25 protein-coding genes are annotated in these 25,441 nt (G+C 65.3%); 13 read left to right on the plus strand and 12 right to left on the minus strand.

Annotated features, from left to right (window positions below):
* Positions 1 to 6: 6 nt before the first annotated feature.
* A complete protein-coding gene (locus ABCV34_RS06415) occupies positions 7 to 972 on the minus strand; it encodes a U32 family peptidase (protein ID WP_345798378.1) in 966 nt (321 codons plus the stop codon).
* A 71-nt stretch (positions 973 to 1,043) separates the two neighbouring features.
* A complete protein-coding gene (locus ABCV34_RS06420) occupies positions 1,044 to 2,096 on the minus strand; it encodes a peptidase U32 family protein (RefSeq protein ID WP_345798379.1) in 1,053 nt (350 codons plus the stop codon).
* Positions 2,097 to 2,372: 276 nt separating this feature from the next.
* On the opposite strand from ABCV34_RS06420, the gene ABCV34_RS06425 reads away from it, so the two are divergent.
* Both ABCV34_RS06425 and ABCV34_RS06430 read left to right on the plus strand, forming a co-directional pair.
* Positions 2,373 to 2,594, plus strand: a complete 222-nt coding sequence (locus ABCV34_RS06425; RefSeq protein ID WP_345798380.1) for a DUF2249 domain-containing protein — start codon at positions 2,373 to 2,375, stop codon at positions 2,592 to 2,594.
* Between the two features lie 2 nt (positions 2,595 to 2,596).
* Positions 2,597 to 3,955 (plus strand): hypothetical protein, encoded by a 1,359-nt coding sequence (locus ABCV34_RS06430; RefSeq protein ID WP_345798381.1) that lies wholly within the window; start codon positions 2,597 to 2,599, stop codon positions 3,953 to 3,955.
* Between the two features lie 8 nt (positions 3,956 to 3,963).
* On the opposite strand, the gene ABCV34_RS06435 is transcribed toward ABCV34_RS06430, so the two are convergent.
* Positions 3,964 to 4,566 carry a response regulator gene (locus ABCV34_RS06435; RefSeq protein ID WP_345798382.1) on the minus strand — a complete coding sequence of 201 codons (603 nt, stop codon included), beginning with the start codon at positions 4,564 to 4,566 and terminating at the stop codon, positions 3,964 to 3,966.
* Positions 4,563 to 6,386 (minus strand): PhnD/SsuA/transferrin family substrate-binding protein, encoded by a 1,824-nt coding sequence (locus ABCV34_RS06440; RefSeq protein ID WP_345798383.1) that lies wholly within the window; start codon positions 6,384 to 6,386, stop codon positions 4,563 to 4,565. Before ABCV34_RS06440 ends, ABCV34_RS06435 begins: the two co-directional genes overlap by 4 nt.
* Before the next feature lie 129 nt (positions 6,387 to 6,515).
* On the opposite strand from ABCV34_RS06440, the gene ABCV34_RS06445 reads away from it, so the two are divergent.
* Positions 6,516 to 7,883: a cytochrome c gene (locus tag ABCV34_RS06445; RefSeq protein WP_345798384.1), complete on the plus strand. Its 1,368-nt coding sequence runs from the start codon at positions 6,516 to 6,518 to the stop codon at positions 7,881 to 7,883.
* Entirely contained in the window at positions 7,880 to 8,785 is a 906-nt protein-coding gene (locus tag ABCV34_RS06450) for a c-type cytochrome (protein WP_345798385.1), read from the plus strand. Before ABCV34_RS06445 ends, ABCV34_RS06450 begins: the two co-directional genes overlap by 4 nt.
* 8 nt (positions 8,786 to 8,793) lie before the next feature.
* Here the strand turns inward: ABCV34_RS06450 and ABCV34_RS06455 are convergent, their stop codons facing one another.
* Positions 8,794 to 9,492, minus strand: coding sequence for a Crp/Fnr family transcriptional regulator (locus ABCV34_RS06455; RefSeq protein WP_345798386.1), 699 nt, complete (start codon positions 9,490 to 9,492; stop codon positions 8,794 to 8,796).
* Positions 9,493 to 9,525: 33 nt separating this feature from the next.
* Here ABCV34_RS06455 and ABCV34_RS06460 point away from each other — a divergent pair, with 33 nt between their 5' ends.
* The gene (locus ABCV34_RS06460) at positions 9,526 to 9,903 is read left to right on the plus strand and encodes a YbaN family protein (protein WP_345798387.1); all 378 of its coding nucleotides are present in this window, start codon (positions 9,526 to 9,528) and stop codon (positions 9,901 to 9,903) included.
* Here ABCV34_RS06460 and hemN read toward each other — a convergent pair.
* Positions 9,896 to 11,353: an oxygen-independent coproporphyrinogen III oxidase gene (gene hemN / locus ABCV34_RS06465; RefSeq protein WP_345798389.1), complete on the minus strand. Its 1,458-nt coding sequence runs from the start codon at positions 11,351 to 11,353 to the stop codon at positions 9,896 to 9,898. The genes ABCV34_RS06460 and hemN overlap by 8 nt on opposite strands.
* A gap of 183 nt (positions 11,354 to 11,536) precedes the next feature.
* Here hemN and ABCV34_RS06470 point away from each other — a divergent pair, with 183 nt between their 5' ends.
* The 7 genes from ABCV34_RS06470 (at position 11,537) to ABCV34_RS06500 (ending at position 17,994) form a co-directional block, all read left to right on the plus strand.
* Entirely contained in the window at positions 11,537 to 14,443 is a 2,907-nt protein-coding gene (locus ABCV34_RS06470) for a monovalent cation/H+ antiporter subunit A (RefSeq protein ID WP_345798721.1), read from the plus strand.
* A 2-nt stretch (positions 14,444 to 14,445) separates the two neighbouring features.
* Positions 14,446 to 14,787, plus strand: a complete 342-nt coding sequence (locus tag ABCV34_RS06475; protein ID WP_345798390.1) for a Na+/H+ antiporter subunit C — start codon at positions 14,446 to 14,448, stop codon at positions 14,785 to 14,787.
* A complete protein-coding gene (locus ABCV34_RS06480) occupies positions 14,784 to 16,406 on the plus strand; it encodes a monovalent cation/H+ antiporter subunit D (RefSeq protein ID WP_345798391.1) in 1,623 nt (540 codons plus the stop codon). Before ABCV34_RS06475 ends, ABCV34_RS06480 begins: the two co-directional genes overlap by 4 nt.
* A complete protein-coding gene (locus ABCV34_RS06485) occupies positions 16,403 to 16,891 on the plus strand; it encodes a Na+/H+ antiporter subunit E (protein ID WP_345798392.1) in 489 nt (162 codons plus the stop codon). The genes ABCV34_RS06480 and ABCV34_RS06485 overlap by 4 nt, the downstream gene beginning before the upstream one ends.
* Positions 16,888 to 17,172: a K+/H+ antiporter subunit F gene (locus ABCV34_RS06490; RefSeq protein ID WP_345798393.1), complete on the plus strand. Its 285-nt coding sequence runs from the start codon at positions 16,888 to 16,890 to the stop codon at positions 17,170 to 17,172. Before ABCV34_RS06485 ends, ABCV34_RS06490 begins: the two co-directional genes overlap by 4 nt.
* Positions 17,169 to 17,474: a monovalent cation/H(+) antiporter subunit G gene (mnhG, locus tag ABCV34_RS06495; RefSeq protein WP_345798394.1), complete on the plus strand. Its 306-nt coding sequence runs from the start codon at positions 17,169 to 17,171 to the stop codon at positions 17,472 to 17,474. Before ABCV34_RS06490 ends, mnhG begins: the two co-directional genes overlap by 4 nt.
* A gap of 121 nt (positions 17,475 to 17,595) precedes the next feature.
* The gene (locus ABCV34_RS06500) at positions 17,596 to 17,994 is read left to right on the plus strand and encodes a hypothetical protein (protein ID WP_345798395.1); all 399 of its coding nucleotides are present in this window, start codon (positions 17,596 to 17,598) and stop codon (positions 17,992 to 17,994) included.
* A gap of 4 nt (positions 17,995 to 17,998) precedes the next feature.
* Here the strand turns inward: ABCV34_RS06500 and ABCV34_RS06505 are convergent, their stop codons facing one another.
* The 6 genes from ABCV34_RS06505 to ABCV34_RS06530 form a co-directional block, all read right to left on the minus strand.
* A complete protein-coding gene (locus tag ABCV34_RS06505) occupies positions 17,999 to 19,885 on the minus strand; it encodes a potassium transporter Kup (RefSeq protein ID WP_345798396.1) in 1,887 nt (628 codons plus the stop codon).
* A 2-nt stretch (positions 19,886 to 19,887) separates the two neighbouring features.
* Complete coding sequence (locus tag ABCV34_RS06510) at positions 19,888 to 20,946, minus strand: HAMP domain-containing sensor histidine kinase (protein WP_345798722.1); 1,059 nt, start codon at positions 20,944 to 20,946, stop codon at positions 19,888 to 19,890.
* A 58-nt stretch (positions 20,947 to 21,004) separates the two neighbouring features.
* Positions 21,005 to 21,679: a response regulator transcription factor gene (locus ABCV34_RS06515; RefSeq protein ID WP_345798397.1), complete on the minus strand. Its 675-nt coding sequence runs from the start codon at positions 21,677 to 21,679 to the stop codon at positions 21,005 to 21,007.
* Positions 21,680 to 21,764: 85 nt separating this feature from the next.
* Positions 21,765 to 22,283 (minus strand): biopolymer transporter ExbD, encoded by a 519-nt coding sequence (locus ABCV34_RS06520; protein ID WP_345798398.1) that lies wholly within the window; start codon positions 22,281 to 22,283, stop codon positions 21,765 to 21,767.
* Position 22,284: 1 nt separating this feature from the next.
* The gene (locus ABCV34_RS06525; RefSeq protein ID WP_345798723.1) at positions 22,285 to 23,175 is read right to left on the minus strand and encodes a MotA/TolQ/ExbB proton channel family protein; all 891 of its coding nucleotides are present in this window, start codon (positions 23,173 to 23,175) and stop codon (positions 22,285 to 22,287) included.
* Between the two features lie 31 nt (positions 23,176 to 23,206).
* Positions 23,207 to 24,058 (minus strand): TonB family protein, encoded by an 852-nt coding sequence (locus tag ABCV34_RS06530; RefSeq protein ID WP_345798399.1) that lies wholly within the window; start codon positions 24,056 to 24,058, stop codon positions 23,207 to 23,209.
* A 214-nt stretch (positions 24,059 to 24,272) separates the two neighbouring features.
* On the opposite strand from ABCV34_RS06530, the gene ABCV34_RS06535 reads away from it, so the two are divergent.
* Complete coding sequence (locus ABCV34_RS06535) at positions 24,273 to 25,439, plus strand: NEW3 domain-containing protein (protein WP_345798400.1); 1,167 nt, start codon at positions 24,273 to 24,275, stop codon at positions 25,437 to 25,439.
* Positions 25,440 to 25,441 lie beyond the last annotated feature (2 nt).

The following is a 25,441-nucleotide window of genomic DNA, read 5'->3' on the forward strand; positions in this document are numbered from 1 at the left end:
AAGGATTCAGCCCACGCGAGCCCGGATGCCCGGCACGGATGCCTGGGCCACCGCACCCTGCGGCAACACCATGTCCAGACCCGGGCGGCCATGCCAGTAGCCGTTGCAGGGACCAGCCGGCATCAGGGGTACCAGGCGCTCATGGGCATCCTCAGCGGATTCCTGTCCATCGAGCACCGCGCGAAACGCCGCGACGACCTGATCCATGTGCTGCGATTGTGGACTGAGGCGCAGCACGTCGACGCCCAGGTCCCGCAGTTCGTCCAGCTCGTGGATCAGGGTATGGACCAGCGCCGACTGGGTCTGGATGCCGTTGATCGTCAGGAAAGCCTGAGATTCTTTGGTTTCCAGCAGCAGACCATCGGGATGATCCATGCAGACGTACTGGCAGTTGTCCTTGGGGAAGTTGCGGTTACGCGCCGTAAAACACCGGGCGGAAAACGCCAGCGGCATGCGGCCATAGGCGAAGACTTCCGTCTGCAGACCGGCGGGCCGGTCCTGCTGCAGCTGCGTCAGGCCAGCCCGGCCCATTTCCAGGGGCATGACCCAGCGGGTGGCCCCCTGCGCGACGATCACGTCCAACGTGGGTTTGCTATAGATGTTCAGAAACGGACCCGCAATGAAATCGAGCCCCCACGCTGCGCCTGCGGCTTGCTGCCCCCTCACGAGATGCACAGCCCCCATGTCGTTGGCTTCGATGCCGTAGCGGCCGTTTTCCGTGATCTTGCGCAGGGTGTTCAGGTCATTGCCCGATTCCAGCAGCACCTGGGTGGACAGGATCGGAGTCTTGCCGGCCTGGGCCAGCATGTCGGCGACCTCGATCCAGTCGGGCAAGCGCAGTTCGTGACGCCGAGAACAGACGGTTTCGCCCAGATAGACGATGTCCACCGGCCAGTCGCGGACCGCCGCGTAGAATTCCAGCGTCGTCACGCGCGGCCAGTAGTACTGCAGTGGGCCCAAAGCTAGTTTCATGATGGTTTTCCTGATGTGGCATGCACCGCCGCCGGCCTGGGCCGGCGCGATCCGCAGGGCAATGACGGCAATTATTTCCAGGGGCGGTGATAGGCCCCCAGCGTGTGCTGCTGACCCTCGGCGACCTTGTTCAGTTCGGCCATCCAGGACGGATGCACGGAATAACGCGCGGAGTTGGAGCGCGCCTGGTCGATGGCCTGGCGCCAGACCCGGGTGACCTGGGCGACATAGGCAGGGCTGCGCTGGCGGCCTTCGATCTTGATGGCGCGCACACCCATGGCCATGAGTTTCGGCAGCAGTTCCAGCGTATTGAGGCTGGTGGGTTCTTCCAGGGCGTAGTAGTTTTCGCCTGCCACGTCGAAGCGGCCCTTGCACAGCGTGGGGTAGCCGGCGTTTTCACCCTGATCATAACGATCGATCAGTACGCCGTTCAGGCGTGATTCCAGGCCGGCGTCGGTCTGCTGCCAGCGCACGTGTTTCGCCGGTGAACAGACCCCATGAGTGTTGGGCGATTCGCCGGTGGCGTAGGACGACAGCGCGCAACGGCCTTCGACCATGACGCACAAACTGCCAAAACCGAAGACCTCGATCTCGACGGGCGCGTTTTCGCAGACCTGCTGCACCTGGGCCACGGACAGCACACGTGGCAACACAACCCGCGCGATCCCGAAACGTTCGTGATAGAAGTGGATGGCCTCGTAGTTGGTGGCCGACCCCTGGACGGACAGGTGCAGACGCAGATCGGGATATCGGGCGTGGGCATAGGCCATGAGCCCCGGATCAGCCATGATGACCGCATCGACACCAGAATCGGCGGCGCGGTCCACGGATTCCTGCCACAGGCGCCAGGCATCGGGCTGCGGATAGGTGTTCAGCGCCAGGAAGACCTTGCGGCCACGGTCATGCGCATAACGGATGCCCTGGGCGATGGCGGTGGCGTCGAAGTTCAGGCCGGCGAAATTGCGCGCGTTGGTGGCGTCCCGGAAACCCAGATAGACGCAATCGGCGCCCTCGTCGACGGCGGACTTCAGGGCAGGCAGGCTGCCGGCCGGACAAACGAGTTCGAAGCTGGACAGGCCGTGATGGGGCACAACGCCGGGACGGATGGAAGGAGTCGAAGACATGGGGGCGATCCTGGGCGATCCTGGCGGGGCACACCGCCGGGCCCTGCCTTGGCACTATCTGGGAATGCGACGATCCGGTCCGATCTCGGGATGACGTCTGGCCGCCGGGTCGAAGCGACTTTCGCACTATGCACCCCCGCACGACGCCCCGCCTTAATCCGGATCAAGGCCGGGCCAGATTGAACACAGCACGGAAACGGTACCGCGTACGCGGTTTTCCACCCTGCGGGTAGGGTCGATCGTGTAAGGTAGCGCCTTGACCTGCGAGGTACACCCATGAGCCATCCCGACATCACCCTGGACGTGCGCGGCCTGCCGCCGCCGGAACCGCTGGAACACTGCCTGGAGGCGCTGGCCGATCTGTTACCTGGCCAGCGGTTATGCATGTTGATCGACCGTGAACCGTATCCGCTGTACGCCATGCTGGACCGCGACGGGTTCCAGCACGAATGCACCTTCGAGGAAACCTATTTCCAGGTCACCATCTGGATCGACTGACCATGCAGCGCGCACTGGATTTCGACAAGACACCCGCTCTGGGCGTACCCCTGCCCTTCTTCCTGAACGTGCCGCTGTTCGGGGCGCTGGCCGGCGTACTGGCCACCTGGGTGGGCCCTCAGGCCTTCGCGTCACGCTGGGATGCCGCGACCCTGGCCCTGACGCACCTGTGGACCCTGGGCATTCTGGGTAGCGCCATGCTGGGTGCCCTGATCCAGATCCTGGCGGTCGCCTGCAACGTCCCCGTGACACCGGCGCGGGCCGTGGCGAATAGCGCCCATGCGCTGCTGACGCTGGGAACCCTGGCTCTGGCGGCCGGCTTTCTCTGGTGGTCCCCAACGGCCTGGCTGACAGCCGTCGGGTTGCTGGGACTTGCCTTCGCCCTGTATCTGGCGGCGGTCGGTCGGGCGCTCTGGCGCCACCGCAAACAGGTCTACAAAGGGGCGCGCGAGATCCTCGTCCCGGTGCGCGGCGCACTGGCGGCCCTGGCTCTGGCGGTGCTGATCGGACTGATCATGGCGGGCGCGCTGGGACTGGGGCTGGGGCTGCCGGACTGGGTGGGCAGCCACATTCTGTGGGGGCTGCTGGGCTGGGGGGGCTTGCTGCTGATGGGCATGTCCTTTCAATTATTGCCGATCTTCCAGATGATCGAACTCTATCCAAAACCGCTAACCCGCTGGCTGCCGCTGCTGATCCCCGCGCTGCTGCTGGCCTGGAGCGCGCTGGATGCCTCCACCGGGCTGCCGCATCTGATGCGCGAAACGGTGGAACTGCTGCTGACAGGGGCCTACGTGACCTGGATCGGCACATCGTTGCAGCGGCTGTGGACCCGCAAGCGTCCCACCGCGGAACCGACGACCCTGTTCTGGTTCACCGGCTTGATCTGCCTGCTGGCCTGTGCGCCGGCCTGGGTCTGGCTGCGTCACGGTCAGTCCACGCAGGCCGCGATGGTGCTGGGTATCCTGCTGATCGTGGGCGGGCTGGGATCGGTGGTGCACGGCATGCTGTACAAGATCGTGCCCTTCCTGCTGTGGAAGCACGCACAGGACGCCATCGTCATCCCCGACCGAGACCCGGCCCAGGTCCGTGTCTACCTGAAGGTGCTGCCGAAGATGGCCGCCTATATCCCGGAACGCCCGGCACAGACGCAATGGGTGATCTACGTCCTGATGGTGGTTTCCTGGGTGCTGGCAGCCACGGGCTGGCGGCCCGCCGCAACGATCGCGGGGCCGCTCCTGGTCCTGTCGGCCGCGCTGCAGGCCTGGAACCTGGCGCGGGCGCTGATGCTGTACCGCAAAACATTGCGGGCCATGGCGGCCCTGCCGATCGCGGCGGCGGGGGGCCGACGCGACGTCTCCTGATCCCGGGGTCAGTCGTTCCCGATCTCCGCCAGAGCCCGAATCAGTTCCGCCATGTTCGACACACCCAGCTTTTCCATCGCCTGAGCCCGCTGCACCTCGACATAGCGCACCGACACCCCCTGATCCGCCGCAATGTCCCGGTTCGTCAGGCCCGCCTCGACCCCGCGCACGACGGCCCGCTCCCGCGCGCTGAGCGCCTGGTAGAGCGCCCGCAGGCGGCGGCGCCGGTCGGCCTGCCTCGACCGATCCAGGGCGCGATCGATCGCCGGCATCAGGGTGTCCAGCAGCACGGGCTTTTCCAGGAAATCCACCGCGCCATTCCGAAAGGCCCCGGTCGCCATGGACACGTCCGCATGCCCGGTCAGGATGATCACGGACAAGGGGCTGCCCAGCTGTCGCAAGTGTGTCTGCACGGCCGGCCCATCCCATTCGGGCATGCGCATGTCCAGCAGGACCACCCCGGCCGCGTACAGGTCGGCGCCATCCAGGAAGGCGCGGCCATCCGGCCAGTCCAGGCAGCGCAGGCCTACCGTCTCGAGCATGTAGCGGCACGCGCGACGCACCGACGCGTCATCGTCCACGATATGAATCACGGCATGGGGCTCGGTCATGGCAGGGAATCCGGGGGGATGGACGGCAGCTCCAGCAGCACCAGGGCGCCGGTCACGCCGTCGGCACGATTGCCGATCTGGATCCGCCCTTTCAGGGAGAGCATGATACGCTGCGCGATCAGCAGCCCCAGGCCGAGCCCATCGGGCCGCGTCGTGCGAAACGGCACGAAGGGAAACCGCACATGCTCGGCATCGAAGCCCGGCCCGTCGTCGGCGACCTCGATTCGCAGAACGCCTTCCTCGGCCGCAGCCCGCACAGAGATGCACCGCGCACCGGCCTGCACGGCATTGATCAGGACATTGGCCAGCACTTGCTCGAATGCCCGGGGAACGTCGCCGGCCACAAGGGCCTGGGGGATGTCCGCCTCGATACGCACCCCCTGGCGGTCCGCCTGCAACCGTACCATGCCGACCACCTGTTCCACCAGGGCGCCCAGCGCTTGTCTTTCCGACACGGGCTCCGGCCGTTCCGGCTTGGCCCATCCGCGCAGGTTGTGGATGACCCGATCGCAGCGCAGGACATCGTCCCGGATATGTCCCAGCACGGGAAGCAGGGGATGGTCCCGGTCCTCGGCCCGCAGCCGATAAGCGGCCGCCTCGACGTATTGCAGAATGGCGGCCAGCGGCTGCTTGACCTCGTGGGCGATGCCCGCCGCCATCTCGCCCAACAAGGCGATCCGGTCCGCCTGGGCCAGCGCCTGCTCATACTGGTGCAGTTGCTCATGCGCCAGATGCAGACGCTGGCGCTGGCGCCGCGCCACGCGCGCCAGCCACAGGCTATTGCCCAGCAACAACAGTCCGAGGCCCAGCACCGAAACCAGCCAGGGCCAGTAGTGCCACAGCAGACGTCGCAGCTGGCCCCAGACATCGGCATCGGACACATACCCAATCCGGTGCAGGCGTCGCTCCACGTCGGCGGCCGATACCGGCAAAGACCATCGGGGCAGGCCGGCGGGCGGCGAGTCACCCAGCAGGACGCCACCCAGGGCCGCCGCCAGACCATCCGGGACCGTATCCAGAGCGGCCAGCGACCAGCCAGGCAACAGACGCGTGCTGGATGCGCAGGGAGCCGCCTCCGCGGGAGCGGCCGGACCGGGAAATGTGTCCGAAGCACCCCAGGCTGGTTCCAGGAGGCGCAGGCGCATGCCCTTCAGGCGACCGGAGGCCGACAGTTCCTCGTACAGACACACCGGCACGATGGCGGCGTCCACCTGGCCCGCGGCCAGCTGCAGCAGCGGCCGGTCGGCGGGAAACCCGGAAAAGACAGGAACGTAGTCCCGTTGCGGCGCAAGACCCTCGCGATCGAGCAGTTCCACCCCCAGCAGATATCCGCCCAGCGCCTCCGGGTGCACGGCGCCCACCCGCCGCCCCTTCAGATCCGCTAGCGACAACGGACCATCCTCACGCACCCAGATGGCCGAACCGATTTGCTCCAGAAATTGGAGGTCGCCGCCGCCCGAAGGTTTGAGCGTCGCCAGCCAGCGCACTGGCCGGCGGGGATCCAGCGCGCGGAACTGGACCGGATTGGCCAGCAGGAAATCCAGACCCTCCAGGGTCCCCGGCCGCAAGGCCTGATCAGGCACGATCGGGAGCAGATCGAAATGCTCGCCGGGCAGGCGCTGTTCCAACCAATCCCGCCAGGAGCTCCAGGCCCGCAGCGCCTTTTCCGGACCGCGCGGCGCCAGGATCCCGATCCGCCAGGCATGCAGGGACGCCGCCTCCCCTTCCCCGGCCGCCCGGGCGCCAGCCGTCAGCAGGACCAGCCCGGCCAGCAGCACGACACGCGACAGCCGCCCCATCACACGCACGATTTGCTCCATATCAATAGATCCCTACTAGCAGTACGGTTTTCCACATAGCGCGGTCCGATGCCAACCCGCACAATCAAATCGGGCCGGCATCGGCAACGAGACGATCCTCCGGCCCCGCGACACGAGAAGGAAACAGCAATGTCCAAAAGACGCATCACACCCCTGCGCGCTCTGCTCATGGCCGCCGGATTGACCGCCGGACTGGTCATCGCGGCCACCTGGGGACTGGCGTGGCAGCGCCGCCCCGAACCGCCCGCCCACACGGACCTGGCGCTCGACGATCCCGCTCTGATCCGGCAAGGCGAGTATATTGCCAGAACCGCGGACTGCATCGCCTGCCACACGGCACCCGGCGGCAAGCCGTACGCCGGCGGCCTGGCCATGCAAACGCCGGCCGGCGCGATCTACTCGACCAACATCACGCCCGATCCCGACACCGGGATCGGCGCCTACGACTACGAGGCGTTCCGCAACGCGGTCAAGCATGGCATCCGCCGGGACGGGGCGGCGCTCTACCCCGCCATGCCCTATCCGTCCTACGCCATCATGCCGGAGGCGGATCTGCGCGCCCTGTACGCCTACTTCATGAAGGCCGTGGCGCCACAGCGCCAGGCCAATGCGAAATCCACGATTCCCTGGCCACTGAACATGCGCTGGCCGCTGATCTGGTGGCAGGCGCTGTTCGCGCCCACCCGTACCTTTCAGCCCGCTCCCGAGCTGGACGCCAACCTGAACCGCGGCAAATACCTCGTCGAAGGCCCGGGACACTGCGGCGCCTGTCATACGCCGCGCGGCATCGGCTTCCAGGAAACGGCACTGAACCTGCAGGACGGCGACACATTCCTGTCCGGCGCCCTGATCGATGGCTGGCGCGCCAAAAGCTTGCGCGGCGAGGCGCAAGGCCTGCATTCCTGGAGCCAGGCGGAAATCATCGAGTTTCTCGCCTCGGGACGCACCAACCGGGTAGCCGCCTTCGGCGCCATGGCCGACGTGGTCAGCCACAGCACACGACACATGACGGCCGAGGACCTGGGCAGCATGGCCGCCTATCTGAAGCAATTGCCGCCCGCCCCCGGCAAACTGGCGGCTTTTGCGCCCAAGCGGGACACGTTGACCGAGTCGCTGCTGGACGGGACAGAGCGCGTCCGGGGCGCCCTGCTCTATCGGGAGCACTGCATGAGCTGCCACCGGCCTGATGGCCAGGGCGTGCCGCGCATCTTCCCGGCGCTGGATGGCAATTCCGCGATCTTCGCCCACAATCCCCAGTCCACCATCCAGGTGACACTGGAAGGCGGTCGCATGCCGCTCGATCCCCGCGCCGACAAAATGGCGTTCGCCATGCCCGGCTTCAGCCACCTGTCCGATCAGGACATCAGCGAGGTGCTGAGCTTCGTGCGCAGCGGCTGGACCAATCAGGCGCCCGCCGTTACGCCTGAACAGGTGCGCGAGATCCGCGCATTCCTGGCCACGAAGGCGCCCCACATCCAGACAGGAGAACATCAATGAGTCACCATCGCTCCCTGCGCCTGTGCCTGACCGGGCTGGCGCTGGCCCTGGGTCTGAGCGCGGGCGCGCTGGCCCAGTCCACCGGTGCGGTTGCCCCGCAGACTTATGCGGTCAAGGACAAGAACGGCCAGCTGCTGCCCGCCTACACCATCCCGGAAGACAGCGAAATGCTGAAGCATCCCGACGCCGAACAGATCCTCTACGGACAGCGCCTGCTCAACGAAACGCAGCGCCTGCTGCCCGACCGCGTCGGTGCCGCCATGAACTGCAACAGCTGCCATGTGGTACAGGGCAAGAAGCCGCTGGGCGCACCCTTCATCAACACCTACAACAGCTTTCCGCAATACAACCCGCGATCCGAACGCGTCATGACGCTGGAGGAACGGATCAACGGCTGCATGATCCGGTCAATGAACGGCAAGAAGCTGCCGCAGGATTCCCGCGAGATGCAGGCCATGGTGGCCTACATGAAATGGCTGGCCCAGGACGTGCCGCACGGCGCCCAGGTACAAATCCAGAGCAGCCGCCCGATCGATATGAGCATCAAACCCGACCCCGTACGGGGCCGCACCATCTATGGCGCACAGTGCGCATCCTGCCACGGCGCCAACGGCGAAGGCCGCAAGGATGCGCGCGGCAACATCGTGTTCCCGCCACTCTGGGGCGACGAGTCCTTCAACATCGGCGCGGGACTGGCGCGGACTTACAAGGCCGCGTCCTTCATCTACGACAACATGCCCATGGGCGTGCACACGAAAGGCGCCTGGGGCGAGGGCCGCACACTAAGCCTGCAGGACGCGGTGGACGTCGCCGAATTCTTCACCCATATGCCGCGCCCAGATTTTCCGATGAAGGACAAGGACTGGCCATCGGGGAAGAAACCGAAGGATGCACGATATTAGGACGGGGTTCACCCCCTGTACGACCTGAGGCCTTCGGCGTTCAGGACGGTGAATTCGCGTCCGCGCACCCGGATCAGGCCACGCTCGCTCAGTTCACGCAGGATCCGGGAAAAGTGCTCGGGTGTGAGATTCAGCCGGGACGCGATCACCGATTTGCTGATCTCGATGCGGAAAGGCGTGTCCTCCTCGCCGCGCCATTGGCGAAACAGGAAAGAAATCAGCCGCTGAGCGCCGGTGTGCAGGGTGTAGGCCTCCACGTCGCCCATCAGGCTGTAGAGCCGCCGGCTCAGGCCCGCCAGCATCTTGCGGGCCACCCCTGGATGGCGGTCGATCTGCGCGAACAGCGCGTCACGCCCGACATGCAACAACAAGGTATCGCGTAGCGCTTCGGCGGTGACAATGTAGTTCTCTCCCATGAACATCAGAGCCTCGCCGAACCCATCGCCCGGTCCGATCAGGCGCACCACCCGCTCGACCCCGGATGCCGAAATGAACACGAGCTTCACCTGGCCATACACCACGACGTGAAAGCCCAGGCAGGGTTCGCCCCGGCGGAAGATGATCTCGCCGCGCATGGCAATGACCTCGGTCGTGCCCTTGGCGATCGGATCCAGGTCGGCAGCCGGCAATTCGTTGAACAACGGCACCTGCCCCAGCAGATCGCGGATCCGCAGATGACGCGACCCTTCGTCGCTGGCCAGATGCACGTGTCTGCTCTCCGGATTGCTAGAATTCACATCATGATCCGTGCGCTGTTTACCATCCTGGGCACGATTTCCCTGGCGCTGGGCGTGCTGGGGATCTTCCTGCCCCTGCTGCCCACGACGCCCTTCCTGTTGCTGGCGGCCTTCTGCTACCTGCGCGGCTCGGCGCGCCTGCATACCTGGCTGATGTCCCATCGCATTCTCGGTCCGTATATCCGCGACTTCCAATCGGGGCGCGGTATCCCCCTGCGCAGCAAATGCATTGCTTTGGCCCTGATGTGGCCGTCGCTGGCCCTGTCGGCCTGGATCATGCCGGTACTTTGGGCACGCTGGCTGCTGCTGATCCCCGGCATCGGGGTCACGATCTATCTATGGCGCCTGCCGACCCGCGCCCGCGACGACGACATCAAATGAGCTTCGAGTAGGTCGCCACCCGCGGCCGGCGCACGTACTGGTCGAACACCATGGCGAATGCCCGCACGAACAGGCGGCCCTTCGGCAGAACCTGCAGGCCCTGCCCATCGAGGGCCAACAGGCCGGCCTCGACGTACGGCTGCAACTGCGCCAGTTCGTTGGCGAAACAGGACTCGAACGATTGTCCATGACGCGCCTGGAACGCCGCGAAATCCAGCGGCATGCTGCACATGATGGTCATGATCACCTCGCGGCGAACGGCATCGTCAGGGCTCAGATCGAAGCCCTTGGCTGTGGGCAGCTGGCCGCGCGCCAGGATGTCGCGGTAGGCATTCAGGGAATGGTGGTTCTGCACGTAGGCATCGCCGATCTTGCCGATCGCCGAAATCCCGAATCCGACCAGATCGCATTCCGCTCGCGTCGTATAGCCCTGGAAATTACGGTGCAAACCGTGTTTCAGGCGAGCGCGGTTCAATTCGTCATCAGGCTTGGCGAAATGATCCAGACCGATGTAGACGTAACCGGCCGCCAGCAGCCGACGCGCCGACATCAGGAAGATCTGCAGTCGCGTCTCGGCGGACGGCAGGTCTTCGGTACGGATCAGCCGCTGCGACTTGAAGCGGTCGGGCAGATGCGCATAGTTGTACAGCGCGATCCGGTCGGGCGACAGTTCGATCAACTGATCCAATGTGCGGCTGAAGCTCTCGAGCGTCTGTTTGGGCAGGCCGTAGATCAGGTCCGCATTGATGGATTCAAAGCCGTTGTCGCGGCTGGCCTGCAGAGCCGTACGCACCATATCATAGGGCTGGATCCGGTTGACAGCCGCCTGCACGTCGGGATTGAAATCCTGCACGCCGAAACTGGTGCGGTTGAAGCCCAGGCCGGCCAGCATGGCCAGGGAATCCGGCGTCACCGTGCGCGGGTCGATCTCGACACCCAGTTCCGCATCGGGGGTGAACTCGAAATGACGGCGGATATGATCCATCAGGTTGGTGAGTTCGGCCGCGCTCAGGAAGGTCGGCGTTCCGCCGCCCAGATGCAGCTGCACGGTCCGCCGCTGGTTTCCCAGATGCGGGCTGACCATGTCCATTTCCTGGAACAGAATGTCCAGGTATTCGGCCGAACGGCTGTGATCTTGCGTGATGATCTTGTTACAGGCGCAGAAATAGCACAGGGATTCGCAGAACGGCAGGTGGACATACACCGACAGCGGCGCGGCATGATCCGACGCGGTGCGGCGGGCCAGATGGTCCAGATAGGATGTGGCCGGATAATCGCGCTGAAAACGGTCGGCCGTCGGGTACGAGGTGTAACGGGGACCCGATTGGTCGAAACGCCGGATCAGCGATTCGGAAATTTCCAGGTCCGGAAAGGCAATCGTCCGCGGATCGCCAGAAGCGTCGGGTGTTCCCGTGTGGCTGGCCACGTCGGATGTTGCTTGGGTTGTCATGCCATGAGCTCCTGAGGCAAAACAGCACCCGGACCCTTCTGGTTCCGGATGCAATTGGCCTCATTGTCCAGTATCAAAAGCCATTGTCACGCGAAAAGCAGCCATCAAGCTTGATTCATGTCAAGTCTCTGACTTCGCGTATCATAAACGACTGGTCGCTCCTCAGAATCCCGCCGCGTGTCCCTGCTCCTGACTCTGATCCTCACCATCCCGTTCGCCGGCAGCCTGTGCGCCGCGCTGCTGCCTGCGACCGCGCGGCGTGCGGGGGCCTGGATCGCCGGCGGCAGCGCCCTGGCCTGCCTGCTGCTGACACTGGCACTGACACCAGAGGTCGCACACCTCGGGCTGATCAAGCTCAGCTTACCCTGGATCCCGTCCCAGGGGGTGGACCTGACGTTGCGCATGGATGGCTACGCCTGGCTGTTCGCCGTCATCATCTCGTCCATGGGCGCCCTGATCGCCCTATATGCCCACTATTACCTGTCAGCCCAGGATCCGGCACCCCGGTTCTTCGCCTTCCTGCTCAGTTTCATGGGGGCCATGCTGGGCGTGGTGCTGGCGGGCAATCTGATCCAGTTGCTGGTGTTCTGGGAACTGACCAGCCTGTCGTCCTTTATGTTGATCGGCTACTGGCACCACCGCATGGATGCCCGGCGCGGCGCGCGCATGGCACTGCTGGTCACCGGGGCGGGCGGCTTCTGCCTGCTGGCCAGCATGCTGATCATCGGCCACATCGTCGGCAGCTACGACCTCGACGACGTCCTGGCCGCCGCGAGCCAGATCCGCGGACACCGCTGGTATCCCATCCTGCTGGTGCTGCTGGCCGTGGGCGCGTTGACCAAAAGCGCGCAATTCCCCTTCCATTTCTGGCTGCCCAACGCCATGGCCGCGCCCACGCCAGTGTCGGCCTATCTGCACTCGGCCACCATGGTGAAGGCGGGCGTCTTCCTGTTGGCGCGGTTCTGGCCGATCTTTTCCGGCACCGACTGGTGGACCTGGATCATCGGCAGCGCCGGCCTGTGTTCCCTGCTGCTGGGTGCCTATGCCGCCACATTCCAGCGAGACATCAAGAGCGTGCTCGCCTATTCGACGATCAGCCATCTGGGCCTGATCACGCTGCTGCTGGGGATGAACAGCCGCCTGGCGCTGGTCGCCGCCATTTTCCACATGATCAACCATGCCACCTTCAAGGCCTCGCTCTTCATGGCCGCCGGCATCGTCGATCACGAAACCGGCACACGCGACCTGACCCGCTTGTCCGGCCTGCGCACGGCGATGCCGCTGACCGCCACCCTGGCGATGGTATCGGCTGCCGCCATGGCCGGCGTGCCACTGCTCAATGGCTTCATCTCGAAGGAAATGTTCTTTGCCGAGACCATCTTCACCTCCGGCCACTGGCTCACGCGCTGGGGCTTGCCGGCCGCAGCCGTGGTGGCGAGCGCCTTCAGTGTGGCCTATTCGCTACGCCTGATCATGCAGGTGTTCTTCGGCCCGCCAGCGCACGATCTGCCGCGGACGCCGCACGACCCGACCCGCATGATGCTGATCCCCAGCGCGATCCTCGTCGTCATCTGCCTGGCCGTGGGCATGCTGCCGGGCCTGACCCTGGGCCCGGTCCTGGACATGGTTATGCGCGGCCTGCTCGGGCCGGGTCTGCCGGCCTTCGACCTGCAGGTATGGCACGGACTGAACCTGCCCCTGCTCATGAGCATGATCGCCATGGTCGGCGGGGTCGGCATCTATCTGGCGCTGCGCGAACGCGACCGCAGGGCGCCCGGCCAGGTCCCGATCATCTATCGGCTCGACGGCCGCCGGAGCTTCGAGAACGCCCTGGAAGCCATCGACAGCGGCACCTTGTGGCTGCTGGGCCGGTTGCAGACCCAGCGGCTGCAGCCCCAGGTGCTGCTGCTGGTCTTGTGCACGCTGGGCGTGGCCCTGCTGCCGCTCGTCGACGGCGGCTGGTGGCCACAAGCCAGCACGCGCGACACCCCGCTGCAATGGTCCTTCGGCCTGATGTGGCTGGCCGGTGGCGCCTGCGCCATCGCCGCGGCCTATCAGGCCAAATACCACCGCACAGCCTCGCTGATGCTGGCCGGCGCATCGGGCCTGATCACCTGCGTCACATTTGCCTGGCTGTCGGCCCCGGATCTCGCCCTGACCCAGCTGGCGGTCGAAGTCGTCACCACCGTCCTGATCCTGCTGGGCCTGCGCTGGCTGCCGCCGCGCATCGAGGAATACCCCGGCGCCACATGGCATCGCACCCAATGGCGCCGGTGGCGCGATTTCACCGTGGCGGTGGCCGGCGGCGCGGGCCTCGCGGTCCTGGCCTACGTCATGATGATCCGTCCTGCCGCATACCAGAGCATTTCCAGCTTTTTCGTCAAACAGGCGGTGCCGCTGGGGGGTGGCGCGAACGTCGTCAACGTGATCCTGGTGGACTTCCGGGCCTTTGACACCTTCGGTGAAATCACGGTGCTGGCTGTCGTCGCCCTCAGCGTCTATGCGCTGCTGCGACGCTTTCGGCCACCGGCGGAGGCGCTGGCGATGTCCTCGCGCCCATACAGTGCCCAGTCCGACTCGCGGGACCTGGAATCGGACACGCAGGCCACCCTGCCCGACGGCCTGATGAAGGTTCCCGCCGTCCTGGTGCGCCTGCTGCTGCCCGCCTCCACCCTGATCTCGCTGTATTTCCTGCTGCGCGGCCACAACCTGCCCGGCGGCGGTTTCGTGGGTGGCCTGGTCATGGCTACCGGCATCATCCTGCAATACATGGTGGGCGGCATCCTCTGGGTCGAGGCCCGGCCCCTGATCCGCCCGCAGGCCTGGATCGCCCTGGGCCTGCTGGTCGCGGGTATCGCCGCCATGTCCGTCTGGTGGGTGGGGCGCCCCTTGCTGTCGGCCTACACCCTGGACCTGATGCTGCCTGTCGTCGGCGAGCTGCACCTGTCCAGCGTGTTGCTGTTCGACCTGGGGGTCTACATGCTCGTGGTTGGCGCGACCATCCTGTTCCTGATCGCGCTCGCCCACCAGTCCCTGCGCTTTCACCGCAACATCACAGAGCCGGCCGACGGCCCGCACACGGAGACCTGACCATGGAATGGATTCTGGCCCTGGGGATCGGCGTGCTGGCGGGATCGGGTATCTGGCTGCTGCTGCGGCCGCGCACCTTCCAGTTCATCATGGGGCTGACCCTGATGACCTACGCCGTCAATCTGTTCATCTTCGCCATGGGCCGCCTGCGGCTGGACGCCCCACCGGTCATCGACCCGCACTGGGCGGACCCGGCCCGCTATGCCGACCCGCTACCCCAGGCCCTGGTCCTGACCGCCATCGTCATCGGGTTTGCGACCACCGCCCTGTTCCTGGTGGTGCTGCTGGCCTCGCGCGGCATGAGCGACACCGACCACGTCGACGGCGAGGAGCACCGCCCATGATGCCCTGGCTTCAGCACCTGCCGGTCCTGCCGATCCTCGTGCCGCTGCTGACCAGTGCGCTGATGCTGCTGACCCGCGACAGCCAGCGGCGCTTGCGTGTCGGGCTGGGAACGGCCGCGATCCTGCTGCAGATCCTGATCGCGCTGATGCTGATCCGTGCCACGCAAGGCATCGGCGCCCCGGCCTGGCCCGACGGTATCGGCGTCTATCGCCTGGGCAACTGGCCCGCGCCTTTCGGCATTGTCCTGGTCGCCGACCGCCTCTCCGCCCTGATGCTGGGGCTGACCGCCGTGCTGGGCCTGTGCGCCTGGATCTACGCCACGGCCCGCTGGGACCGGGCGGGCAGCCACTTCCACCCGCTGTTCCAGCTGCTGCTGATGGGCCTTAACGGCGCGTTCCTGGCCGGCGACCTGTTCAACCTGTTCGTCTTCTTCGAGATCCTGCTGACGGCATCCTACGGCCTGATGCTGCACGGCTCGGGCAAGCGCCGCGTCGGCGCCGCCCTGCACTACATCGGCGTCAACCTGATCGCCTCATTCCTGCTGCTGATCGCCATCGCCCTGATCTACGGGCTGACCGGCACGCTGAACCTGGCCGATCTGTCAAAACAAGCCCTGACCCTGGCGGGGGCGGACCGGCAGCTCTTTGACAGCGCGGCCGCCATCCTGGGCGTCGCCTTCCTCATCAAGGCCGCCGCCTGGCCGCTGAACTTCTGGCTACCCAACACTTACACCGAAGCCGCCGCACCGGTGGCGGCACTGTTTACCATCATGACCAAGGTCGGGATCTACGCCTTGCTGCGCATCGGATCCCTGCTGCTGCCGGCTGGCGCGCCGGCGGCCTTCGGCGGCGCCTGGATGTTTCCAGCCGGCATCGCGACACTGGCGTTCGGCACCTTGGGCATGCTGGCCAGCACCCAGCCCCGGCGAATTGCCGCCTATGCGGTCATCACTTCATCGGGCACCCTGTTCGCGGCGCTGGGCATGCCCGGCGTCACGGTGACCGGCCCGGCCCTGTACTACCTGCTCAGTTCCGTCCTGGGCCTGGGCGCGTTCTTCCTGCTGCTGGAACTCACCGAGCGCAGCCAGTCCTTCGGGGCGGACATGCTGGCCATCACCCAGGAAGCCTTCGAAGGCGACGAACCCGAGGCCGCCAGCCTGTCGGAGCAGGTGGTCGGAACACCGCTGCCCGCCACCATGGCATTCCTGGGCCTGAGCTTTTTCGCCTGCTCCCTGCTGATCGTCGGCCTGCCGCCTCTGTCCGGCTTCGTGGCGAAATTCTCGCTGCTGTCCGCCGCGCTACAAACCGCCGAACAGGGCGCACCCACGTTCAATGTCTGGCTGCTGGTGACGGCCATGCTGACCTCGGGCGTCGCCTGCCTGATGGCGCTGGGACGCTGCGGCGTGCGGCTCTTCTGGGTTCCCGAACAGCTGCACGTCCCGACCCTGAGGATCAATGAAATGGCCCCCATCCTGATCCTGCTGGCCGCCTGCGCGCTGTTGACGGTTCAGGCCGGTCCCGTCATGGATTATCTAGAGGATACCGCGCACTATCTGGACCAGCCCGCACGCTACATCCAGGCCGTGCTGGCACCCGCCTTCCCAGGAAGCCAGCCATGAAGCGTCTGCTCGGTTTCCTGCCGCTGCCCTGCCTGCTGCTGGCCTTGTGGCTGATCCTGAACGACAGTCTGTCGGCCGGTCACATCGCGCTGGGCCTGGCCATCGCACTGATTCTCAGCCTGTTGACCCCGATCCTGCGTCCCGTCCGCGCGCGCCTGTCCCACCCACTCACAGCGCTGCGGCTGGTCGGCCACGTGGCAGTCGACATCGCGCATTCGAACTGGTTGGTCGGCCTGCGCATCCTGCGCGGCGACACCGCGAACGCCCGGCCCGGATTCCTGGACATTCCGCTACGCATCCGCGACCCCCACGGACTGGCCGCACTGGCCGGCATCGTGACCTTCACCCCAGGCACAGTCTGGGCCGGACACGATCCGGCGCACAACATCCTGACCCTGCACGTCCTGGACCTGCACGACCCCGCAGGCCTGACGCACACCATCCAGGACCGTTATGAACGCCCGCTGATGGAGATCTTCGAATGAGCGCTTTGATACTGGACTGGGCCGCCGGCTTCGCCCTGTTGTGTTTCGTCCTGGGCCTGGCCTGCGCGGCAGTCCGCCTGATCCGGGGCCCCCGGGCGGAGGACCGCATCCTGGCCCTGGACACGCTCTACATCAACGGCATGCTGATCCTGCTGGTGCTGGGCCTGCGGTTCGAGGCCGGACTCTATTTCGACGTGGCGCTGCTGATCGCGCTGTTCGGCTTCGTCGGCTCCACGGCCCTGGCGAAATTCCTGTTGCGCGGCGAGGTCATCGAACCATGAACGAACTGCCCTTGTGGGCCGCCATCCTGGTCGCCCTGTTGCTCGTCCTGGCCGGGATCGTGACATTGACCGGCTCGATAGGCCTGCTGCGCCTGCGCACCTTCTACGAGCGCATGCATGCGCCGACGATGGGGACGACGATGGGCGCCTTCTGCATCGCACTGGCGGCGACGCTGGTCGCCAGCCTGCTGCAGGAACGGCCCATCTTCCACGAATGGCTGATCTGCCTGTTCCTGTTCATGACGGCCCCGGTGACGGCCATCCTGCTCATGCAAAGCGCCATTCAGCGCCGCAAACCTTGATGGAAAAGCGCGCTTGAGCATATTTGTAACATATTGCTAAGGGGAAACCCGTACACTGATTGTTATCAGTACCCTTCACCGGGCCGGGATTACGCCCGGAATCACTCAAGGAGAGCCCATTATGCGTCAAGCATTACAGATGTCTTTGCGTGCCACCCTGCTGGCGGCCGGCCTTGGCTGCACCGTCCTGTTCATGCCGGCCGCCCAGGCCGCTGCCCCGCAAACCCAATATCAGCGGGACGTGGAACACTGCAACTCCACGCCTGGCATCGACAAGAAAGCCTGCCTGCACGAAGCCGGCGCAGCGGCGCAGGCCGCCCGCCAGGACGCACTGACCAGCCCCCCGACGCAGACGGAGGACAAGAATCGCACCCTGCGTTGCAATGGCCTGCCGGCCGGTCAGCGCGAGGATTGCATGAAACTGATGGAAAGCGCCAATACCCGTGAGCAAGGCTCGGTCCAGTCGGGCGGAATCCTGCGCGAAACCACGATCACCATCCCGGCCACGACCGGTTCGTGATCGCTCACAGTTCCATCTGCATGCCCATCTCCACCACCCGGTTCGGAGGAATCTTGTAGAACCGGGTGGTGCGGCTGGCATTGCGCGCCATGAAGGCGAACAGGTGCCGCCGCCAGCTCTGATGCCACGGCAGGCGGCGCACCACGATGACGGTCTGACGAGACAGAAAATACGAAGTCTGCATCGGTTCCAGATTCAGTTCCGGAACTTCGTGGCCGATCTGCTCCACGACCTGCGGTACGTTCGGTTCTTGCTTGAAACCCCACCGCGCAATGGCCTGCCAGCTGCTGCGGCTGACCCGCTCGACCCTCAGCCGCTCGTTGAACGGCACATAAGGCTCGTCCGCCACCTCGATGGTCAGAAACAGCGCCTGTTCGTGCAGCACCTTATTGTGTTTCAGATTGTGTAACAAGGCGGGCGGCACCGTACCCACGATCATGCTCATGAAGACCGCTGTTCCCGGCACCCGCGTCGGCGGGTAGGCTTCCAGCGATTCCATGAAGCTGACCAGCGACTGATGGTCCCCGGCCAGGTTGTCGTGGATCCGCTGGCGGCCCTGCTTCCAGGTCACCATCAGCGTCAGCAGGACAATCCCCACCACCAGCGGCAGCCAGCCACCCTCGTGCAGCTTGAGCGTATTCGACAAGAACAGCAGCACGTCGATCACCAGAAACAACACGATCAGCGCCAGCCAGGCTACGCGCCGCGCGCCGCGTGAACTGCGCGGCAGTACCGCAAAGGCCAGCACGGACGTCATCAGCATGGTCCCGGTGACGGCGAACCCGTAAGCATGCGCCAACCGGTCCGATGACCCGAAGGCCAGGATCAGCACCAGCACGGCAATCAACAGCAGCCAATTGACCCGGGGCAGATAAATCTGACCTTCTTCCTTGGCCGAGGTGTGCTGGATCACCATACGCGGCCAGTAGCCCAACTGGACCGCCTGGCGGGTCATGGAGAACGCACCCGAAATAACCGACTGCGACGCGATCACCGTCGCCACCGTCGCCAAGCCGACCAGCGGGATCAGCCCCCAATCCGGGGCCAGCAGGAAAAACGGGTTGCGGATCGCAGAGGGATCGCTGAGCAGCAGGGCCCCCTGGCCGAAATAGCACAGCACCAGCGCGGGTAGAACCATGGCAAACCAGGCGCGGCGGATGGTGGGCCAGCCAAAATGCCCCATGTCCGCGTACAGAGCTTCCGCCCCGGTCAGGGCCAGTACCAGCGCTCCCAGCGCCAGGAAGGTCTGCCAGGGTGCATCGCCGATGAAACGCAGCGCCCAGACAGGATTGATCGCCTGCAACACTTGCGGCTGCTCGAACACACGCCAGGCCCCGAGGATGCCCAGCGTCAGGAACCAGAGAAACATGACCGGACCAAAGAGCCTGCCCACCGTGCCGGTCCCCCGCGACTGGACCATGAAGAGCGCAACCAGCACCACCACCGAAATCGGCACGACCCAGGCATCGAGTCGATGCGACACGATCCCGATGCCTTCGACCGCCGACAGCACGGAAATGGCCGGCGTGATCATGCTGTCGCCATAGAACAGACTGGCCCCGATCAGGCCCAGGAACGCCAAACGCCAGCGCGTGCGCTCCGGTCGCCCTCGCATGGCCAGTTCCATCAACGCCAGGGTTCCACCCTCTCCGCGGTTGTCGGCACGCAGGATACAGGTGACATATTTCACCGACACCACCACGATCAACATCCAGAAAAGAATCGACAGCATGCCCAGCACGTGTTCGATATCCGGTTGCCCGGTCATCGACAGGGCGACCTTCATGGTGTACAGCGGGCTCGTGCCGATGTCGCCGTAGACGACGCCCAGTGCACCGATCAGCATGGCCGCCTGCGGGCCTTTCAAGTCCGTATCTTTCTGAGTGCTCATGGTCATTCGGCCCGTGTCAGGCAAGCCCCCCGCCAGGGGCCGGGAAAAATCAGGGTGATCCGCGTCCCCGCGAAGGCGGGGCGGCTGATGACTTTCCACCAGGCGCCATGCGCCCGGGCGATCTCGCGCACGATCGCCAGACCCAGGCCGGATCCTCCCGGGCCCGCATCGGCCGCCCGATAGAAAGCCTCGAAGACCCGCTCGATGTCGTCCACCTGGATGCCGGAGCCGTCGTCCTCGACGGAAAACGACGGCGGGTTCGCCATGACGCGCAGCTGAATCAGCCGGGCGCCCACGCCGTAGCGCAGGGCATTATCGATCAGATTGCCCAACAGTTCGCCCAGCAGGACCGGATCGCCGTCCACCCAGACCGGTTCGTCGGGCGCGGCCAATTGCAGGTCGATCGATCGATCGCGCGCCCGGTCCAGCCATTCGGATCCGGCCTGGCGCATCCATTCGCACAGGTCCAGACGCACGAAACTGTCCTGGGGCCGGGAGGCATGGTCCGCGCGGGCCAGCACCAGCAACTGCTGCCCCATGCGGATCATGTGGTCGGTGACTTTCTTGATCCGACCCGCCCGCACCCGGATGTCATCGGGCAGATCCTGGCCCAGCATCAGCTCGGATTCGAGCTTCAGCCCGGCCAGAGGGGTGCGCAACTGATGGGCGGCATGGCCGACGAAGCGGCGCTGCGCCTGGACGGAATCGTCCAGCCGCACGAGCAGATCGTTGAAATGCAGCACCAGGGGGGCGACCTCGCTGGGCAACCCGGCCAGGTCCAGCGGCTGAAGGTCCTCGATCGACCGCTGGCGGATCTGATCCGCCAGCCGATTGATGGAGCTGAGCTCGTGGCGGATCCCGGAAATCAGCACCCAGACGAACAGCACCACCAGCAAGCCCTGCGTCAGCAGCATCACCCAGAACAGATCGCGCAGCAACCAGGACTGGGGGTTGATGACCCCGGTCATGAACCAGGTCGCCAGCAGATCGATTGCGACCAGGATGAAGAAGGCCGGCAGCAGACGCCGGACCAGCCGGCGCGCGAGGGAGTCCTGGGGCATCAGATGTTCGAACAGCCCCAGCGCGCGGCGATCCTGGCGGGGATCGGATGCGACGGACCTATTGGGCACGTTCAATGTCGAGCAGATAGCCGAAGCCGCGCACGGTCTGAATGCTGGCCCCGGTCCCGTCAAGACGCTTGCGCAGACGATAGACATAGACCTCGACCGCATTTTCGCTGAAGTCGGCATCCCAGGCCGACAGGGAACTGACGATCTGCTGTTTGGTGACGACCCGGCCTGGCCGGGCCATCAGCATTTCGAGAACGGACAATTCGCGCACGGACAACGCAAGCCGTTTGCCGTCGACACGGATCTGCCGACCCACGGTATCGAAGGCCAACGGCCCGCATTCGAGAATGGTCTGGGCCTGGCCTGAATGACGGCGCGCCAGCGCGCGCACCCGTGCGGCCAGTTCGGCGAGTTCGAAGGGTTTGGTGACGTAGTCATCGGCGCCGGCGTCCAGGCCGGCGACCCGGTCTTCCAGGCCGTCGCGCGCTGTCAGGATCAGGACCGGCTCCTGGAAGCCATTGGCGCGCAGACGCTGCAGGACTTCCAGACCGCTGAGGCCCGGCAGATTGAGATCCAGCAGCAGCAGGCCGTAGGCCTGACCGGCAACCGCGCCCTCGACCCGGTCGCCCGTCTGCAGCCAGTCGACGGCATAGCCCTGGCCGCTGAGGAATTCCTGGACTGCGTGGCCCAGTGTGGTGTCGTCTTCGATGACTAGAACTCGCATGGGGTGATTCTAGCCTGAAGACGTCATGACAAGTCACTGGTGCGCGCCGCTCGTTACATAGCTGACAGGCGCTTGAAACGCGGCCTCAACGGGCCGGGGAAGCCGTGCCAGCGGTGTGCGCGGACGCATTGGTGGCGGTCGGCACGGCCGCTGTTCCCACGTCCTGCGGCACGGGCCCGGACACAGGCGTGGGGGCTGGCTGCGTCACGAATCCCAGCCGCTTCATACCGGCGCGCCGTGCCGCCCCCATGACCTGCGCGAGTTCGCCATAGCGCGTATCCACGTCGGCACGGATGCGGACCTCCGGCTGTGGATCAGCGCCGGCTTCGGCTGTGAACCGGGACTCCAGCTCGTCCAGTGCCACCGGCTGCTCGTTCCAGAACAGGGCACCGGCGGCATCGATCGCCAGATCGATGATCTCGGGTCGCTGTTCCACCGGCTGAGCCGTCACCTGAGGCACGTTGATCCGGATCGAATGGCTGAGCAGGGGCGCCGTGATGATGAAGATCACCAGCAGCACCAGCATCACATCGATGAGCGGCACCATGTTGATTTCCGACAGGGTCGTGCCGGTTCCCTTGGAATCGAAGCTGCCGAATGCCATGTCAGTTTCCCCGGGTGCTGGCCAGGCTGATGTGGCGGCCTTGGCGTTCGTGAGCGCCATCGTCCACCTGTTGCCCGGTCGTCAAAAAGGTGAACAGGTCATGGGCAAAGGCGTCGATTTGCGCCAGATAGACCCGGTTCAGGCGGACAAAGGCGTTGTAGGCCAGCACCGCCGGAATCGCCACCGCCAGCCCCAGGCCGGTCATGATCAGGGCCTCGCCCACCGGCCCGGCGATGCGGTTGATGGTGACCCCATCAGCCATGCTGATGCTCAGCAGGGCATGGTAGACCCCCCAGACCGTCCCGAAAAGTCCGACGAACGGCGCGGTGGACCCCACCGAGGCCAGCACCGTCAGGCCGTTTTCCAGCCGCGCGGTTTCCTCGTCGATCACCTTGCGGATCGTGCGTGTCACGAAGGCCGCCGTCGAACCGCTTTCCTCAAGCTTCAGCGCGCCATACTTCGCGTGATGCTTCTGCGCATGGATGGCGTGGCTGGCCAGACGGGCAAACGGTTCGTCAGCCCCATGGGTGGAGATCTCATTTTCCACCTGTTCCAGCGAACTGGCCGCCCAGAACTCGGACAGGAATTTCTTCGAACGCTGCCGGATGCGCAGATGCGTGAATCCCTTCATCAGGATCAGATACCAGCTGGCCAGCGACATCAGCAGCAGAAAGACAAACAGCGACTTGCCCACGGCATCGCTTTGCCCGATGAAATGCAGCACCCCCTGACTGCCCGCCGCCAGCTCGGCGGCCTGCGCGACGGCTGCGACCGGGGCCACTGCGGCGGCAGCACCGGGGGTCGCCGCGGCGGCATGCACGGCACCCGCCGCCGTTTCCGGCCCCACCGCCTGTGCCAGCGCCAGCATCGCGCCGCCGATCAGATCGATCATCATGTTTTTGGACTCCTGTCAGGAAACTGACCTACAAAACGAAATCGAACGGAATATCCACGAGCGCCTTGTAGGCGATGCCGTTTTCCGTGTAAGGACGAAACCGCGCCTGCCGCATGGCCTGGGCGGCCGCCTCGTCCAGGCGCTCGTATCCCGACGAGCGCTGGACCTTGACCTGGGCCACGTGGCCTTCAGGGGAAATCAACACACGCAGCACCACCCGCCCCTGCTCGCCGCGCCGCTGCGAGACACGCGGATAGGCGGGACTCGGACGCTTGCCCAGGTAATCCACCTGGCCGATCACGCGCGGCCGATCCGGGTCCACCGCGCGGCTTTCACCATGCGCCTGAGCCGACTGCGGGGCACCACCGGACTGCGCATCCTTCGATGCCTTGCTATCAGCTGGCTGCCCGGCTGTGCCGCTCTGTGGCTGGGCTTCCGGCTGCGGCTTGGGCGCGGGTCGTGGCTTGGGCCTGGGTTCCGGTTTCGATTTTGGCTTGGGTTCAGGCTGCGGCTTGGGCGGGGGCGCCTCGGTGATCGATTCCGGCTCTGGTTCATCCACCACGGGTTCGGGCGGCGCTTCAACCACTGGCTTTACCTCGGGTTCCACCCCAGGTTCGGGCTCGACGACGGGATCCGGCTCTGTCGGATGGTCGACGGTCCGCGCTTCTGGTGAAGCGCTGGCCGGCTTGGCCGCCGGTGCGGGTTCGACCACGGAGCCAAGTTCCACGAACTGCACATCCAGCGCATCAGGTTGCCCCAAGGCGACCTGAGCCACGGGCGCGGACAGGATCATCGCCAGCACAGCCGCATGCAACCCCAGCGCCACACCAGCGGCTGCCAGCTTCAACCAGGGAAAACGCGAAGAAGGACCCAAACCCATGAATCTAATGCCACTTCAATAAAGGCGGGATGTTATCAATAATGAAAACTATTCTCAATGTCGATTGAACGAATCCAATAATTTTCCTCCACTTCCAACTCGAATGTGGAAACAAAGTCACACACTTCTGATGAAACTCAAACACTGAATCGCGAGTCCCTTGAGTCTGGAGACCGGATTCAATGCCGATCAATCATAAGAGGCCAAAAAAATCATGCCTAGAATGCTAGTAGCCCTGTGGGCGGCGGCCCTATGCGCCCTGAGCTTCCAGACCGCCGCGCTGGCCGCCGACACCATCCCGCCAGGCATCTACCTGTCCACCGATTTCCCTTCCCTGACGCTGAAAGCGGGCGAGACATCCACCATCTCCCTGAACCTGCGCAACCAGGCCATGCCCCCGGAACCACTGACCTTGTCCCTGGATGGGGTGCCCAAGGACTGGAAGGCCACCCTGCTGGGAGACGGCCGGCCCGTCGAGTCCGCCATGCCGGGCAGCGATCAGACCCTGTCCCTGAAGTTGCGGCTGGACATCCCCAAAGGCGAAGCCCAACAGCAGGGCACCCTCACGGTGCATGCCAACAGCAGCCAGCACCACCTGAGCCTGCCCATCGGCATCACCCTGGCGAAACAACTGCCGGCGCAATTGTCGGTCCAACCCGACCTGCCCCAGCTGTCCGGCTCGGCCCGCACTTCGTTTGACTACCAGTTGACCATCCGGAACGACAGCGGCCAGGACGTCCTGGCCGCCCTGACCGCCAGCGCCCCCGGATACTTCGATACCTCGTTCACCGAAGGCTACGGCAGCCAGCAGATCAGCGCGGTGCCCATCAAGGCCGGCGAATCCAAAAACGTGAAGCTGCACGTGCGCCCACCCGCATCCGCAAAAACGGGCGAGCACGACATCCAGGTCAAGGTCGCGGCCGACGGCGCGCAGGCCGCCACGGACCTGAAGCTGAACATCACCGGCCAGCCCGCCCTGGACCTGTCGGGCCGCGACGGCCTGATGAGCGCGGGCGCCCAGATCGGCGGCACCAGCACCATTCCGCTGGAACTGCATAACGGTGGCACGGCCGCCGCCCAGGACATCAAGCTGGAAGGCAGGGCGCCGTCAGGCTGGAAGATCGACTTCAAGCCTGAACAGGTGGCCCTGCTGGAACCTGGCAAGACGACCGAAATCCAGGCCCGCATCACGCCGTCCGCGCAATCGCTGGCTGGCGACTACATGGTGAAGTTGCATGCCAGGTCCGAAGGCCAGTCGGCCGACGGCGACCTGCGGGTATCGGTCACGACGTCGGGCCTGTGGGGCGTCAGCGGCGCCATCCTGATCGCCGTCGCCCTGCTGATCCTGATCGGTGCCGTGGCCCGGTACGGCCGCCGCTGAGC

Source organism: Castellaniella sp. MT123, assembly GCF_039614765.1.
GTDB lineage: Bacteria > Pseudomonadota > Gammaproteobacteria > Burkholderiales > Burkholderiaceae_B > Castellaniella.

Bases quoted from the DNA above. Each gene is read 5' to 3' on its own strand.
- ABCV34_RS06430 (WP_345798381.1), top strand. From the start codon at position 2,597: ATGCAGCGCGCACTGGATTTCGACAAGACACCCGCTCTGGGCGTACCC.
- hemN (WP_345798389.1), bottom strand. From the start codon at position 11,353: ATGACAACCCAAGCAACATCCGACGTGGCCAGCCACACGGGAACACCC.
- ABCV34_RS06520 (WP_345798398.1), bottom strand. From the start codon at position 22,283: ATGGCATTCGGCAGCTTCGATTCCAAGGGAACCGGCACGACCCTGTCG.
- ABCV34_RS06425 (WP_345798380.1), top strand. From the start codon at position 2,373: ATGAGCCATCCCGACATCACCCTGGACGTGCGCGGCCTGCCGCCGCCG.
- ABCV34_RS06530 (WP_345798399.1), bottom strand. From the start codon at position 24,058: ATGGGTTTGGGTCCTTCTTCGCGTTTTCCCTGGTTGAAGCTGGCAGCC.
- ABCV34_RS06440 (WP_345798383.1), bottom strand. From the start codon at position 6,386: ATGGAGCAAATCGTGCGTGTGATGGGGCGGCTGTCGCGTGTCGTGCTG.
- ABCV34_RS06515 (WP_345798397.1), bottom strand. From the start codon at position 21,679: ATGCGAGTTCTAGTCATCGAAGACGACACCACACTGGGCCACGCAGTC.
- ABCV34_RS06485 (WP_345798392.1), top strand. From the start codon at position 16,403: ATGAAGCGTCTGCTCGGTTTCCTGCCGCTGCCCTGCCTGCTGCTGGCC.
- ABCV34_RS06525 (WP_345798723.1), bottom strand. From the start codon at position 23,175: ATGATCGATCTGATCGGCGGCGCGATGCTGGCGCTGGCACAGGCGGTG.
- ABCV34_RS06500 (WP_345798395.1), top strand. From the start codon at position 17,596: ATGCGTCAAGCATTACAGATGTCTTTGCGTGCCACCCTGCTGGCGGCC.
- ABCV34_RS06480 (WP_345798391.1), top strand. From the start codon at position 14,784: ATGATGCCCTGGCTTCAGCACCTGCCGGTCCTGCCGATCCTCGTGCCG.
- ABCV34_RS06445 (WP_345798384.1), top strand. From the start codon at position 6,516: ATGTCCAAAAGACGCATCACACCCCTGCGCGCTCTGCTCATGGCCGCC.
- ABCV34_RS06510 (WP_345798722.1), bottom strand. From the start codon at position 20,946: ATGCCCCAGGACTCCCTCGCGCGCCGGCTGGTCCGGCGTCTGCTGCCG.
- ABCV34_RS06450 (WP_345798385.1), top strand. From the start codon at position 7,880: ATGAGTCACCATCGCTCCCTGCGCCTGTGCCTGACCGGGCTGGCGCTG.
- ABCV34_RS06490 (WP_345798393.1), top strand. From the start codon at position 16,888: ATGAGCGCTTTGATACTGGACTGGGCCGCCGGCTTCGCCCTGTTGTGT.
- ABCV34_RS06460 (WP_345798387.1), top strand. From the start codon at position 9,526: ATGATCCGTGCGCTGTTTACCATCCTGGGCACGATTTCCCTGGCGCTG.
- mnhG (WP_345798394.1), top strand. From the start codon at position 17,169: ATGAACGAACTGCCCTTGTGGGCCGCCATCCTGGTCGCCCTGTTGCTC.
- ABCV34_RS06535 (WP_345798400.1), top strand. From the start codon at position 24,273: ATGCCTAGAATGCTAGTAGCCCTGTGGGCGGCGGCCCTATGCGCCCTG.
- ABCV34_RS06420 (WP_345798379.1), bottom strand. From the start codon at position 2,096: ATGTCTTCGACTCCTTCCATCCGTCCCGGCGTTGTGCCCCATCACGGC.
- ABCV34_RS06475 (WP_345798390.1), top strand. From the start codon at position 14,446: ATGGAATGGATTCTGGCCCTGGGGATCGGCGTGCTGGCGGGATCGGGT.
- ABCV34_RS06435 (WP_345798382.1), bottom strand. From the start codon at position 4,566: ATGACCGAGCCCCATGCCGTGATTCATATCGTGGACGATGACGCGTCG.
- ABCV34_RS06415 (WP_345798378.1), bottom strand. From the start codon at position 972: ATGAAACTAGCTTTGGGCCCACTGCAGTACTACTGGCCGCGCGTGACG.
- ABCV34_RS06505 (WP_345798396.1), bottom strand. From the start codon at position 19,885: ATGAGCACTCAGAAAGATACGGACTTGAAAGGCCCGCAGGCGGCCATG.